Here is a 14,276-nt window from a genome sequence, read left to right as displayed (position 1 = left end):
TTATTATTACTTCATCTCTATAAGTTCTCCGGTTTGTATAGAATGATAACACGCTTCTATCACTCGCATATTATTAATAGTAGAAACTCCTGTAATTTCTGGATTACTATTCATTTGTATCACTTCCGAAAAGTGCTCCACTTCTAGCCGGTATAGATCTCCGTATATATTCTCTTCACGCACTATGTCTGCCACTTGTGTTATTACCTTCCCTACTCCACCGTTATTATCTGGTCGAAAGGCAAAAGGCACTTTGATCGTTCCTTTTGTACCTATTACTTCATATTCATTTCTTCCAGTCATATCAAAACTGCAGTCAAATATGGCACGTACTCCACCGCCCATGTTCAAATATCCAAAGGTGCTCAAATCTATACCTGTTTCAGGGTCAAGTTCCGCAAAGCATTGCACAGAAACTGGTTCGGCATCTAACAAATAACGAATCGCATGAATGCTATAACAACCCACATCATAAAGAGAGCCTCCCCCCTTTGCTTTGTCCATTCTAAATTTATCTACACGGGATTGTAAGTGAAAGGAGTGACTCGATTTTATAAGCTTTATGTCCCCAATTTCACCCGATGCTATTATTTCTTTTACGCGCTGATGCTGTGGATGTAGCTGGTACATGAAGGCTTCCATAAACTTTACATTGCTCTCTCGACATACTTCCACCATTTCTTCTGCTTCTTGGGCTGTTAAAGCTACTGGCTTTTCGCATAGTATATGCTTACCTTGCTTAGCTGCTTTAAATACCCATTCCTTATGTAAATGATTAGGAAGCGGGATGTAAACAGCTTCAATATCGGAATCGTTGAGAAGTTCTTCATAGCTTTCATAAGCTTTAGGGATACCTAGCTTAGAAGCTAATGGATGCACTTGACTTCCCCTACTCGAGATAGCTATTAACTCCGCATTATCTGCTCGTCCAATTGCCGGTATTAGTTGTTGCTGCGCAATATTTGCCGTACTTAATACTCCCCATCTAATGTTCTCCATTCAGTCATCTCCCTTTACCTTCAGACTCAAATTATTAACAAAAGTAATACTAGTAAACTCCTTTAATTTCACTATGGACTTCTTGCATATAAAACTTTGCTAATTTTTGCATTTCCTCTCCTGTATAAGCACTAACATTAACTGCCTGTAGGTTATCCTTTACTTGAGCAACTGTTTTAAAACCAGGTATGACACATGAAATTTCTTCATGCTCCAGTATCCACTTTAATGCAGCTCGAGTCATATTTTCTCTACCTTCCGCAATCCATTCTAGTTTACCCGCTAACTCCACACCCTTTTCTAACCCTAATCCTGCAAAAGTTTCACCCACATTAAATGCAGCTCCGTCTTGGTTAAAGTTACGATGGTCATCCGATTCAAATTTAGTACCTATATTAAATTTTCCAGTTAGTAGTCCACTTGCAAGCGGAACACGCGCAAGGATTCCGACACCCTTTTCCTTAGCCTTTGGAAATAATTGATCCAATGGTTTTTGGCGGAAAATGTTGAATATTACTTGTAGGCTATCAACATTTGGTTGTTCTAAGCATAGTAGCCCTTCTTCAACCGTCTCCACACTAACACCATAATAGCGAATTTTACCTTGTTTCTTTAAGAGATCCAGCACTTCAAATACTTGACCATCTTTTAAAATTTCTAGAGGTGGACAATGAATTTGCAACAAATCAATTTGATCTCTACCAAGACGTCTTAAGCTATCATCACAGTACTTTGTAACACTTTCCATGGAATATGTTTTAGGATCATAAACATCACCCGCTCTGCAAAATTTCGTAGCTATATGAATCTCTCCATGTTTTCCTTTCGTTGCTTTGGCCAAAAGCTCCTCACTATGACCATCCCCATATACATCGGCTGTATCAAAAAAGTTAACCCCGTTGCCAATTGCATAATCTAATGCTTTTAAAGACTCCTCGTCATTTGTTTTTCCCCATGCTCCACCTATTGCCCAAGTTCCGAAGCTAAGTTCACTTACCTTTAAATCTGTGCTACCAATTTGACGATAATTCATTTCGCCACTCCTCTCCCTTTGTAAATAAGAGCCTCAACTATGTAGTTGAGACTCGTTATAACACTTACTTGCGGAATTCCAAAAGTCCTTTATTTAGAACTTTTGTTTGACCATAAACCTGTTGATAAATAAGAAATAACTTTTTATATTTTTCCACATTTACGGGAATAGGATTAAACTGTTTATCTTCATTTAAAAAGTTAGCTGCACAATCTTTTAATGAATTAAACCATCCACAGCCATAAGCTGCTAGCATCGCTGCTCCCATTCCTGGTCCCTGTTCGCTAGTTAGTCGGACAATTTTCGCATCGAAAATATCTGCTTGCATTTGAAGCCAATCATCATTTTGAGCTCCACCACCAATTGATACAATAGTATCTATCAACTTCCCGTTTTTCCGAAAGATTTCAATAGATTCATGTAAAGAGAATGTTATTCCTTCTAAAACAGAACGAACAAAATCCTTGCGCTGATGCGAACTATCTATTCCTATGAAACTAGCACGAATTATTGCATCTGCATGAGGTGTTCTTTCTCCAACTAAATAAGGGGTAAACAACAATCCATTTGAACCTACCGGAACAGTATTTACCTCAGACAATAATTGTTGGAAAGATTCTTCACTTGCGAAAACCTCTTTAAACCACGTCAAGCTATGACCCGCAGAAAGCGTTACACCCATTGTATAAAAAGCATCCGAGACCCCGTGATTAAAATAATGAACCTTCCCATTAAAATTCTTATCTGGGGTTGCCTCATAAGATAATACAACACCCGATGTCCCTATGCTACAAAGCGTTTTTCCATCCTCTAAAATTCCAGAGCCAATTGCACCACAAGCATTATCCGCACCACCTGCAAACACTCGAGTTGTAGCTGATAGACCAGTTGCTTGTGCAATATCTAAAGAAATAGTACCAACTTCGTCATCGGAATCTAACAATGGCGGACAAATACTTGGGTTGATATCCAATAAAGCACATATAGTTGTGCTCCATTCTTTTCTACCAACATCTAATAAAAGAGTTCCCGCAGCATCCGAATAATCTATATGAAGCTGACCTGTTAATCTGTACCGTAAATAATCCTTTGGGAGTACAAAAGTCTTTACCTGCTCAAATACTTGCGGCTCATGTTCTTTCACCCATAATATCTTGGGTAACGTAAAACCTTCCAAAGCAGGGTTTTTTGTTATTTGAAGCAGTTTATCTTCACCAATTACATTATAGATTTGCTGACACTGAGCTGTAGTGCGTGTATCATTCCAAAGAATTGCAGGACGTAATACCTCATTTTGTTCATCTAACAGAACAAGGCCGTGCATTTGTCCCGAAAAACTCATCCCTTCAATATTCGCTATATCGCTTGGAAAATCCTTTAATAACTCTTTTAAACCTACTATTGTTTGTTCCACCCAGTGCTCGGGATTTTGTTCGCTATAACCCGTTTTTTCCTGTATTAAAGGATAGGGTTTCGATACACTTTGAATGACTTCCCCACTAGTATCGACTAGCAATATCTTCACAGCGCTAGTTCCTAAATCTACCCCAATAACATATTTCATCACTTCAGCTCCTACCAAATGCATTCCAATTATTTGTTGAATGACTGCAATAAGTACTGATTAATCGTCGCCTTGATCTGCTCCAAACGGCCAGAAGTCTGTTTAATATCTTGAAGTCCAAAGGCATACGCTTCTAGCTTATGGAAATCAGTATTACCTTCTACAATATCTAATCCAATACCTTCTTTGTACGTCTTGTAGCGATCGTCCACCACATTTTCAAGCACTTTATCATCAATCAAGTTTTGTGCAACTCGTAAACCTACGGCAAAAGCATCCATTCCAGCAATATGTGCGTGGAACAGGTCCTCTGGTTCAAATGATGCTCTTCTAACCTTCGCGTCAAAGTTTAAACCACCTTTGCCTAATCCACCATTTTGTAAAATCTCGTACATCGCAAGAGTTGTAGTCCATAAATCTGTTGGGAATTCATCTGTATCCCAGCCAAGAAGTGGATTACCTTGGTTTGCATCTACGGATCCTAACATATTATTAATCCTCGCATAATGCAGTTCGTGTTCAAACGTATGACCAGCAAGTGTAGCGTGGTTTGCTTCGATATTAAATTTAAATGAATTTTCCAGGCCATAACTTTGTAAAAATGCATGAGCTGTTGCAACATCATAATCATATTGGTGTGTGGAAGGCTCTTTTGGTTTTGGCTCGATTAAGAACTGTGCTTCGAAACCAATTTCTTTCGCATAATCTACAGCCATATGATAGAAACGAGATAAGTTATCCAATTCTAGTTTCATATTTGTATTTAGTAAAGTGTCGTAACCTTCACGTCCACCCCAGAATACATAGTTTAGAGCACCAAGCTCTTTACCAATTTCTAAACCTTTTTTTACTTTAGCCGCCGAGTAGGCAAAAACATCTGCATTACTTGAAGTTGCTGCCCCGTGCACAAAGCGTGGATGCGTAAAGTTATTCGCCGTATTCCAAAGTAATTTAGCTTTACTATTTTTCATATAATCTTTTATCATGCTAACAATTACATCTAAGTTTTGATTACTTTCTTTAAGGTTGCTTCCCTCTGGAGCAATATCAATATCATGGAAACAGAAGAACGGGACATCCATCTTTTCATAAAATTCAAATGAGGCCTCTACTCTTGCTTTTGCTAGATCCAATCCACTAAATTTATCCCAAGGTCGGTTCATACTCCCTGCGCCGAAAGGATCTGATCCATCCATCGTAAACGTATGCCAATATGAAACGGCATATCTCAAAATCTCTTCCATCGTTTTACCGCCAATTTTTTCTTGTGGATTATAAAATTTAAACGCATAAGGATTTTTGGAAGCTGCACCTTCAAATTTAATTTTCTCGACATTTTGGAAATACACCATTATTTTGACCTCCTGAATTTTATCTCTACAAATTGGCCAATGGCTTTTGCATGAGATTCAACTGTTTAATTTGTTTGTTAATTAACCGAACAAAGTTGTATTATCATAATTAAAAAGTGTATGCTATTAATAATTCTCCAATTCTTTCAAATAAATTGAAAACAAAGGATGGTTCTTCATGAATGCAATAAGTAGTTTTATATATAATGCACTTGAATGGATTACAAGACTTGCCTATTTAAATTTGCTATGGGTCTTCTTTACATTGCTGGGTGGAGTAATCTTCGGATTTTTCCCCTCTACTACTTCAATGTTCGCCATAGTGAGAGAATGGTTGAAAGGTGAAACAGAAATACCATTGTTTAGTACCTTTTGGAAACATTTTAAAGAGGAATTCATGAAAAGTAATTTGTTAGGAGTCCTTGTTACGCTCATTATAGTCATTATTGGATTAGATATTATTTACATACAATATACTAATAGTGATTTGTTAACTTGGACATACTTACCATTATTTGCTTTTATGTTATTATTCATCATGTTCCTGTTTTATTTGTTTCCGTCCTTCGTCCACTTTAATTTAAAATTAGGACCGATTATAAAAAATTCCTTTTTCATTATGCTTATTAATCCAATTACAACTCTATTAATCTTCCTATGCCTGTTGCCATTCTTTTACTTAATAAGCCTACTTCCAGCCATTGGAATTATATTTGGCGGAAGTGTCTACGCTTTTATATCGATGAGGTTTAGCCTACATGCATTTCAGAAAGTGAGCGACAAGCAAGAAGCCTTAAAAGTGAGCAGTGAATTATAGCTTCCCATTGTGGAAGCTATTTTTATTGTCTAACTCCATGGCCTAACTTTCCACTTGCCCCAGTCTTCTTAGCCTTTTACCGCACTTGCAGAGATACCTTCCACTACTTTGTTGCTAAAGAAAATGAAAGCAATAATAATTGGTAGAACGCTAATGATTAGAGTTGCCCCTATTGCACCCCAATCGGTCATATATTGACCAATGAAATTTTGGATGCCAACTGTTAATGTTTTATATTTCTCAGAGCTGATAAACGTATTAACAAACACAAACTCATTCCAGTTATAAATCATATTAATCACTACAGTGGTAGCCATTACTGGTGTTGTCATCGGAAGAATAACTTGGAAAAACATTCGATTGACGGAACAACCATCGATAACAGCAGCTTCCTCAATTTCTTTTGGTAGCGTGTAATAGAATCCAAGCAAAATCATCATCGTTATGGGTAAATTATAGGCTGTATATGTAATAACTACTCCGAGCGGATTATCGATTAAATTCACACTTAAAAACATACTGTACAGTGGAATCAATGCCGAATGAATAGGAATCATAAGCCCAATGATGAACAGGCTAAGAACGGCCCCACTTAGTTTCCATCTCATGCGCGTAATTGCAAAAGTAGCCATACTTGCGAAAAGAACGGTTAATACGATCGCTAGCGTGGTAATCCAAACACTATTAAAAAAGTAAATACCTATACCGCCATCCCATACTTTTAAATAGTTTTCCCATCTAAACTCCGAAGGCAATGCGAACGGTGAACCCGCAAAAATTTCTCTATTGTCTTTTAAGGAGAAGATGAATAACCATAATAGCGGGACGATTTGAAACAATGCTACAACCAATAGACTAAAATATAGAAAAAAGTAGCCTACGCGCTTCATATACAAACCTCCTTTAATATTCTATTCTCTCTTTGGGTGTAGTTAGTTTACGAACGATAAAAGTTACGATTAATGTAATGATTAATAGAAGGAACCCAATCGCACTTCCGTACCCAAAGTTATAGCTTGAAAAGGCTAACTTATACATATAAGACGCCATTACTTCACTTGCACCATTCGGTCCACCAGAAGTCATCACATAGATTAGATCAAAGTATTTTAACGACCCAACTATTGCTAATACGACAGTTACACTTACGACTTCCTTGATCAAAGGCAACTTAATCTTCGTAGCAATTTGGAATGCAGAAGCACCATCGATTCTTGCAGCTTCGATTAATGACTCTGGAATATTCTTTAATGCAGCATAGTAAATCAAAATATAAAAGCCCGCATATTGCCACAAAATTGGAATGAAAATTGCAAATAAAACTAAGGATGGATCCGCTAACCAAGCAGGAGGATTTTCCACTCCTATTTGTTTCAGAAATACATTTAAAATACCATTCGACGGGTTATACACTTTAATCCATAGCTGTGCAATCGCAACGGATGACAGTAACATCGGTATTAAGTATATCTTTCTCAGTAGATCTGATCCTTTTATCTTGGATGCTAATATAAAGGATATTACCAAATAAATACCTAAGCTCAGTGTCGAGAATATAGCCAGTAAAAACGAATGATAGGCACTACTCCAAAACTTCATATCCTGAAGCCCATTTATATAATTCTCTAATCCAATGAATGTTTTATCTCCTATTCCATCCCACTCCATTAAGCCATAATAGCCTGATAGAATTAGTGGTATGAATACTAATACTAGAACTAGTAACAGCGCAGGTGAAATATATAATGCTATTAGTAGTTTGTTAGACATTACCTTGTTCATAACATTCAACTCCTTCCTTACCAGGTAGAGAAGGGCTATCCAACTAGGCAGGATAACCCTCTGTTTTTCATTACATTCCTTCTATTTAAGCCAATTTCATAAAGAAGCTAATAACAGTAAAATTCGAACAAAGTTGATTTTCGCTCCAGGCGGATGCTTTACGTGGGCACCGCTTCAATCAACGAAGTCTACTTTATAATAAATTAATTATGAAATTGACTCGTTCATTTCTATTTTGAAAGAGCTTCCTCATGCGCTTTTGCAAATTCTTCTGGAGTCATTTCTTTTCCAAAAAGAGCCTGAATCGAATCTAAGTGCACTTGTGCGACATCTGGACTCATTTGAACGTCAGCAAATAACGTAATATTACTTGCTTCATTTAATTCATTTAAAATATCAATATACATTTCTGGAAGATCTAAAGAATCAGCATCCACTTTAGTAGCAGGTATTACGCCGGCTTGAGTAACCGCTTTTTCACCCCACTGTTTCACAAAGTATGCAGCAAAATCTTTCGCTTCTTCTTTTACTTTAGAATTCTCTGCTACGAATAGTCCAACTCCAGGACCTCCAACAAAGCTATTCATATCGCCGTTTCCATCAACCGTTGGGAATTTTAAGTATTCTACAGAATCTCTAAATTCCTGTGGTACAGTTTCGTTTGTTGTGTAGTTCGGTAAATCCCAAGTTGCGATTAAATACATCGGCACTTGCTCACTCATGAACATACTCTTTGCTTCTTCATCTGCTAGTCCATTAAATCCGTTTACAAAAGCACCCATATCAACAAGGTCTTGAACCTTTTGCGCTGCCTCTACTAATGCAGGGTCTTCAAATGTTCCTGAGCGATCGATTGCCTTATTTAGAACATCCGCTCCACCCAAACGGTCTGCTAAATACATATACCAAAGTGATCCCGTCCAAGCATCTTTGTTTCCTAAAGCGATCGGATCAATTCCATCTTCTTTAAAAGCTTTTACAACACTTTCTAATTCTTCAAAAGTCTTTGGTGCTTCTAAACCTTGTTCATCAAACATTGCTTTATTATAGTAAAGTGTCACAATGTTAAGCTCTAATGGTAAACCGTATGTCTTACCATCTAGTGCATAAGCTTCTGCAGTTCCTGATACAAAGCTATCACTAAGTTCTTCTTCAATAACATCGTCTAATGGAGCGAACATGTTACCACCAACATAAGGCTCTAAAAACCCTGCTGCCCAAGTCATACCTACATCTGGAAGTTCTTTAGATGTTGATAAAACTCTTAGTTTGTCTTTATATTGTTCATTACTCAACACTTCCAAATCTACTTTAACTCCATCATGTTCTTTTTCGTAATCAGCAATAATTTCATTTACAACATCATAATGCTGTTTGGAGCTTCCTTCTGGCCATAAATGCATAAACTTAATTTCTTTGTCACCGCTTGAACTTGATGACGAGTCACCTGAATCTGAACACCCTGCCAATAAAAAAAATACAGAAGCAAATAGTAGAATTTTAATCATCTTGTTGATTTTCATTCTTATTTCCCCCACCCCAATTATTTTACAACAATATTCTGAATATTGTATGCGTTTTCATTGTAGCAAACAAAACTAAGTTAGTCTAGTGGATGAACAAAGTTTTTTTATTCATGTTTTATATGTTAGAATGATGAAAAAGAGAGAAAGAGCTGAAGAAGGATGAAAATGAGTACCCATCAAACATGGAATCACCATGTTGTAAAAAAAGGCAATAAATCATTAGTTCTCGATAAAATAAAATACAACTCCCCTATCTCCCGAGCTTCAGTTGCAAGCCAAGTCGGATTAAACAAAGGAACTGTCTCCTCTTTAGTAAATGATTTACTAGAGGAACATCTCATCTATGAATCTGGACCGGGTGAATCTAGTGGAGGAAGAAGACCAGTTATGTTGCTGTTCAATGAAAAAGCTGGCTACTCCATTGGAATAGATCTAGGCGTAAACTATTTACTCGGAGTACTAACAGACCTTAACGGAAATATTCACACTGAGAAGCAAATAACATTTAAAAATTTAAATTATGAAGAGATTGAGATTAAGTTATTTGAGACAATAGAATATCTTCTGAAGTCCACTCCTGAATCTCCACATGGTGTAATAGGAATTGGTGTTGGAGTACCCGGTATTGTCGATAAGGATGATAATATTCTGTTAGCACCGAACCTAAACTGGAGAAATATAAACCTAAAAGAAGTTCTGGAAGAAAGGTATAATATTCCAATAATTATAGAAAACGAAGCTAATGCTGGTGCATATGGCGAAAAAAACTTTGGTGCAGGAAAAGATTTTGAAAATGTTATTTACGTGAGTGCAGGTATTGGTATTGGTGTTGGATTGATACTTAATGACTCTCTTTATAAAGGTTCTAATGGATTTTCTGGAGAACTAGGTCATATGACGATACAAGCAGGAGGCGCTAAATGTCGCTGTGGAAACGAAGGTTGTTGGGAGTTATATGCGTCAGAGCAAGCGCTTGTTAGACAGGCTGAAAAGCTAGATATCCCTTCGGATATGCAAGATTTAGAAGGTCTTGTGACACTCGCAGAGAGTGGAAATGATGAAATCATTGCGTTATTTGAACAAACTGGAGACTATTTAGGCATCGGGATTAATAACATCATAAATATATTTAATCCGCAACAAGTTATTATCGGTAATAGATTAGCTTACTCTGAAAAATGGTTAAAGGATTCGTTAAACAAAAGAATTTCAAATCAAGCTCTTTGGTTCCAACAAAATGATCTTCAAATCGATTTTTCCGAATTATCAACAAGGTCTACAGCATTAGGTGTTGCTGCTTTTCCCATCGAAAACTTTTTGTCCGTCAGTATACAGCAAGATACTGCAATGGAATAGAATATAGGAAATTACCTAAAAATTATAACTTGCCATTTTATTTAATCTAGTGTTATATGTATTAACATATTGAAAAAAATTCTATTTTAGGAATTATTAGGAGCATTAATAATACTGTGAAATCTATTATTTAGCTTGTATTGTTAGCAACTATATAACTTAAAATGGGGAAAAACTAGATGCAAAGGATGATGACAATTGACGATTATACGAAATCCAATATTACCTGGCTTTAACCCCGATCCGAGTATTTGCAGAGTTGGGGAAGACTATTATATTGCCGTTTCCACTTTTGAATGGTTCCCCGGTGTTGGTATTTATCATTCCAAGGATTTAAAAAACTGGCGGTTAGTTTCTCGCCCACTTAATCGTATTAGTCAATTGAACATGATGGGAAATCCTAACTCAGGTGGGGTTTGGGCACCTGCCTTGTCCTACAGTGATGGACAGTTTTGGTTAATATTCACCGATGTAAAGGTTACTGAGGGGCAGTGGAAGGATTGTCATAATTACCTAGTAACCTGCGATACCATTGATGGGGAATGGTCAGAGCCTATCTATTTAAACAGCTCTGGTTTTGACCCATCCTTGTATCATGATGAATCGGGTAAGAAGTATTTAGTGAATATGAAGTGGGATCATCGTCTCCACCATCATAATTTTTATGGTATTGCACTTCAGGAATATGATGTGGAACAGCAGAAATTAGTTGGGGACTCTACTATTATCTTTAAAGGTACAGATATTAAATTAGTGGAAGCTCCTCATCTATATAAAATAAATGACTATTACTATTTGCTAACTGCTGAAGGTGGCACAAAATACGACCACGCTGCTACTATTGCACGCTCCAGAAACTTAGAGGGTCCTTACGAGGTACATCCGGATAATCCGTTAATCACGTCTTTTCCCTATCCGAGAAACCCTTTACAAAAGGCAGGTCATGCTTCTATCGTCCAAACACATACAAATGAATGGTTTTTAGTTCATTTAACTGGTCGTCCACTACCTAAAGACAACCAAGCGTTATTGGATCCACGAGGATATTGTCCACTTGGACGAGAGACTGCTATCCAAAGAGTCGAATGGGAAAATGACTGGCCATATGTTGTAAACGGGAATGGCCCATCACTTGAAATCGAAGGACCTTCTATGGAGGAAGTTGTTTGGGAAAAGGAGTTTGAAGAGAAGGATGATTTTAATGAAGAACGATTAAACAATCATTTCCAATCATTGCGTATACCTCTTGGTGAACAGATTGTTTCGCTAAAAGACAAGCCTGGTCATTTACGACTATATGGGAAAGAATCTCTTACTTCTAAATTTACTCAAGCATTTATAGCAAGACGTTGGCAGCATTTCAACTTTACTGCAGAAACAAAAGTAGCTTTTAATCCAAATACATTTCAGCAATCTGCTGGCCTGGTCAACTATTATAATACCGAAAACTGGACGGCACTTCAGATTTCCTGGCATGAGGAAAAAGGAAAAATTCTTGAGTTAAGCACATGTGATAACTTCACCTTCGACCAACCACTTAAAGGAAATGAAATTGTAATTCCAGCTGAGCAGGAATATGTTTATCTTAGAGTAGATGTCCAAACATCTATTTATGAATATTCCTATTCATTTGATGGTGAAAATTGGACACTAATTCCTATTAAACTCGCATCACATAAATTATCAGATGATTATATTCAAGGCGGTGGTTTCTTCACGGGGGCATTCGTCGGCATGCAATGTCAGGATACTTCTGGTCAAAGTATCCCTGCTGATTTTGATTACTTTATATATAAAGAATCAGAATAACTATATTTATTCTTATCGTAAAAATTGTATTTTCCCTGTATTTCAAACCATATTAAGTAGGCATCAAAAAACGTCGAGAGGGGTTTTCTTATGAGAAATGGTACTCATCTAGGGGCTAATAAAAGAGGTTCTATGGCGAGACGACCTGCAACTAGTAAGAAAGAAGAGATTTCTCTAGAGTTGGCTGAACTTGGTTATTTAACACCAAAGCAAGGTTCAATGTCTCCAAATCGACGTGATATGAGTGAGAGGGATAGATCTTACTAATTGAAGGATGCCAAAAAGGGACACAACGTTTAGTTGTGTCCCTTTTTTCACTATATATACTTTAATTTATTTTAAAATGACTTACTTCATTTTGTAATATTTCTGCTAAGTTTGCTAATGATTGTGCACTAGAAGAAATCTCTTGGTTTGCAGCCAGTTGTTCTTCTGTTGCAGCGCTCGTATCATTTGCACCGTCAGCAGTTTGTTGTGCTAGGAGTTGTATTTCTTTTGAAGCTACTGTCACTGCTTCAGACACAGTTTGTATTTCTTTTATCGCAGTTGAGACAGATTCAATCTTGGATCCCACTACTCCAACCGCAGTTTCAATTTCTACAAAAACTTGACGAGATTGATTGGATGCATTTAGTCCTTCTTTTACTTTTTCTCCACCTATATCAATCGATTTAACTGCTTTTCCCGCTGCCAATTGTATAACACCAACCATTGATTCAATTTCCGAGGCTGAATTTTTGGATTGCTCCGCAAGTTTTCTCACTTCCTCAGCAACTACTGCAAAGCCCTTACCGTATTCCCCAGCTCTAGCTGCTTCAATCGCTGCATTTAGCGCAAGTAAATTAGTTTGCTCTGAAATTTCGGTGATTAATGCAGTAACTTTCTGTATTTCATTCGAGTGCTGTTCCATTTCTTTAATAATATCAGATGACTCTTTAATAGTTGCATCAATGGTATTCATTTGATCAGATACTTTGGAAACTACCTCTGATCCATCTGCAACCAATTCTATAACTGTATTTGCAGCATGTTCCATTTCATCATTGCTCACAGAAATTCGGTCAACAATGTGACTCATATCTGACAGTGAATCATTGTTTTTATCTACGATGCGTAGTTGTTGTTCGCTACCCATCATTTGTTGTTCAGCAGCTGTTGCTACCATTTGAGAAGATGCAAGGCTCTCTTCTGAGCTTGCTGAAAGTTGCTCAGCACTCGATGCAAGTTCTACAGATGAATCTCTCATTCGTGTAACCATTCCTTTTAGGTCTTCTAACATCTTGTTGAACGTACTAGCTAATATACCAATTTCATCATTATTTTTAATGATGACGTGATCAATTTGTAAGTTTCCTTCTGAAATTTCTTTCATCGAAGCTGTCATTTTACTAACCGGTCTAGCTATACCTTGACTTATGACAGAGGAAATAATAACTCCTACCACAATTGCTACTACTATTAGAGCTAGTATCAAAGTAAGGGTTAGTTTTGCTAACTCTTCAAGTTCTATGGTTGTTTTTTCTACTGATTCCATCATATATTCTTTCATGTCTGCAATAGCAGCCATTAACTCTTCTACTACACTTTTGCTATCAAGCTTTGCAATCTCTGCGTCATCGCTAGGTATTGCATCTCTAGTAATAGCTTTGTTTAATGAGGCATAATGATTCTCTAATTCTATTATTCTGTCTAGCAGGACTTGGCCATCCGCCGCTAATTTCATGTCATTAATTCTGCTAGCAGTTTCTTGGAATCCTTTGTCGAATTGATCCGTTAAACCTTCTACTTTAGTATCACCCAAGGCTAAAGCTAGACTTACCGTTGTCATATCCTTTTGAAAACCAGTAAGTTCATCGAGTAATAGTATTGGTTCCACTCGATCCTCTATTAATGATTTATATTCCCCACTTATCCGATTTACTGAGTATAAGCTTATTAACCCAACAACAATTAATAGAATAAGAACAGATCCAAATCCTGTCCACATTTTCTTCTTTATAGATACTTTCACCTAGTTTATTCCCCTTCCAAAATAAAT

Annotated in this window: 12 protein-coding genes; 4 read left to right on the top strand and 8 right to left on the bottom strand. The window is 37.0% G+C overall.

Annotated elements, in window-relative coordinates; genetic code table 11:
- Positions 1-6: 6 nt before the first annotated feature.
- From MHI40_RS01810 to xylA, 4 genes are all read right to left on the bottom strand, one after another.
- Positions 7-999, bottom strand: a complete 993-nt coding sequence (locus MHI40_RS01810) for a Gfo/Idh/MocA family protein (RefSeq protein ID WP_340761282.1) — start codon at positions 997-999, stop codon at positions 7-9.
- A gap of 49 nt (positions 1,000-1,048) precedes the next feature.
- Entirely contained in the window at positions 1,049-2,032 is a 984-nt protein-coding gene (locus tag MHI40_RS01805) for an aldo/keto reductase (protein WP_340761281.1), read from the bottom strand.
- A gap of 64 nt (positions 2,033-2,096) precedes the next feature.
- Positions 2,097-3,596 (bottom strand): xylulokinase, encoded by a 1,500-nt coding sequence (xylB, locus tag MHI40_RS01800; RefSeq protein WP_340761280.1) that lies wholly within the window; start codon positions 3,594-3,596, stop codon positions 2,097-2,099.
- 29 nt (positions 3,597-3,625) lie between these two features.
- Positions 3,626-4,948, bottom strand: a complete 1,323-nt coding sequence (xylA, locus tag MHI40_RS01795; protein ID WP_093536238.1) for a xylose isomerase — start codon at positions 4,946-4,948, stop codon at positions 3,626-3,628.
- A gap of 178 nt (positions 4,949-5,126) precedes the next feature.
- On the opposite strand from xylA, the gene MHI40_RS01790 reads away from it, so the two are divergent.
- A complete protein-coding gene (locus MHI40_RS01790; protein ID WP_340761279.1) occupies positions 5,127-5,765 on the top strand; it encodes a YesL family protein in 639 nt (212 codons plus the stop codon).
- 68 nt (positions 5,766-5,833) lie between these two features.
- On the opposite strand, the gene MHI40_RS01785 is transcribed toward MHI40_RS01790, so the two are convergent.
- The 3 genes from MHI40_RS01785 to MHI40_RS01775 all read right to left on the bottom strand — a co-directional run bounded on the left by MHI40_RS01785 (position 5,834) and on the right by MHI40_RS01775 (position 9,070).
- Complete coding sequence (locus MHI40_RS01785; RefSeq protein WP_340761278.1) at positions 5,834-6,655, bottom strand: carbohydrate ABC transporter permease; 822 nt, start codon at positions 6,653-6,655, stop codon at positions 5,834-5,836.
- 13 nt (positions 6,656-6,668) lie between these two features.
- The gene (locus tag MHI40_RS01780; protein WP_093536244.1) at positions 6,669-7,547 is read right to left on the bottom strand and encodes a carbohydrate ABC transporter permease; all 879 of its coding nucleotides are present in this window, start codon (positions 7,545-7,547) and stop codon (positions 6,669-6,671) included.
- A 230-nt stretch (positions 7,548-7,777) separates the two neighbouring features.
- Positions 7,778-9,070 carry an extracellular solute-binding protein gene (locus MHI40_RS01775; protein WP_340761277.1) on the bottom strand — a complete coding sequence of 431 codons (1,293 nt, stop codon included), beginning with the start codon at positions 9,068-9,070 and terminating at the stop codon, positions 7,778-7,780.
- 168 nt (positions 9,071-9,238) lie between these two features.
- Between MHI40_RS01775 and MHI40_RS01770 the strand changes: the two genes are divergently transcribed.
- The 3 genes from MHI40_RS01770 (at position 9,239) to MHI40_RS01760 (ending at position 12,505) form a co-directional block, all read left to right on the top strand.
- A complete protein-coding gene (locus tag MHI40_RS01770) occupies positions 9,239-10,429 on the top strand; it encodes an ROK family protein (protein WP_340761276.1) in 1,191 nt (396 codons plus the stop codon).
- Between the two features lie 198 nt (positions 10,430-10,627).
- Positions 10,628-12,238 (top strand): glycoside hydrolase family 43 protein, encoded by a 1,611-nt coding sequence (locus tag MHI40_RS01765; protein WP_093536250.1) that lies wholly within the window; start codon positions 10,628-10,630, stop codon positions 12,236-12,238.
- A gap of 90 nt (positions 12,239-12,328) precedes the next feature.
- Entirely contained in the window at positions 12,329-12,505 is a 177-nt protein-coding gene (locus MHI40_RS01760) for a hypothetical protein (RefSeq protein WP_175496217.1), read from the top strand.
- A gap of 61 nt (positions 12,506-12,566) precedes the next feature.
- Here MHI40_RS01760 and MHI40_RS01755 read toward each other — a convergent pair whose 3' ends face one another.
- Entirely contained in the window at positions 12,567-14,249 is a 1,683-nt protein-coding gene (locus MHI40_RS01755; protein ID WP_340761275.1) for a methyl-accepting chemotaxis protein, read from the bottom strand.
- Positions 14,250-14,276: the final 27 nt, after the last annotated feature.

Origin of the sequence: Psychrobacillus sp. FSL H8-0510 (assembly GCF_038008345.1) — a bacterium.
GTDB lineage: Bacteria > Bacillota > Bacilli > Bacillales_A > Planococcaceae > Psychrobacillus > Psychrobacillus psychrotolerans.
This window is presented reverse-complemented; position numbering and strand designations above follow the sequence as displayed.

Excerpts from the sequence above, each read along its gene's own strand:
- MHI40_RS01810 (WP_340761282.1), bottom strand. The coding sequence starts at position 999 with ATGGAGAACATTAGATGGGGAGTATTAAGTACGGCAAATATTGCGCAG.
- MHI40_RS01805 (WP_340761281.1), bottom strand. The coding sequence starts at position 2,032 with ATGAATTATCGTCAAATTGGTAGCACAGATTTAAAGGTAAGTGAACTT.
- xylB (WP_340761280.1), bottom strand. The coding sequence starts at position 3,596 with ATGAAATATGTTATTGGGGTAGATTTAGGAACTAGCGCTGTGAAGATA.
- xylA (WP_093536238.1), bottom strand. The coding sequence starts at position 4,948 with ATGGTGTATTTCCAAAATGTCGAGAAAATTAAATTTGAAGGTGCAGCT.
- MHI40_RS01790 (WP_340761279.1), top strand. The coding sequence starts at position 5,127 with ATGAATGCAATAAGTAGTTTTATATATAATGCACTTGAATGGATTACA.
- MHI40_RS01785 (WP_340761278.1), bottom strand. The coding sequence starts at position 6,655 with ATGAAGCGCGTAGGCTACTTTTTTCTATATTTTAGTCTATTGGTTGTA.
- MHI40_RS01780 (WP_093536244.1), bottom strand. The coding sequence starts at position 7,547 with ATGAACAAGGTAATGTCTAACAAACTACTAATAGCATTATATATTTCA.
- MHI40_RS01775 (WP_340761277.1), bottom strand. The coding sequence starts at position 9,070 with ATGAAAATCAACAAGATGATTAAAATTCTACTATTTGCTTCTGTATTT.
- MHI40_RS01770 (WP_340761276.1), top strand. The coding sequence starts at position 9,239 with ATGAGTACCCATCAAACATGGAATCACCATGTTGTAAAAAAAGGCAAT.
- MHI40_RS01760 (WP_175496217.1), top strand. The coding sequence starts at position 12,329 with ATGAGAAATGGTACTCATCTAGGGGCTAATAAAAGAGGTTCTATGGCG.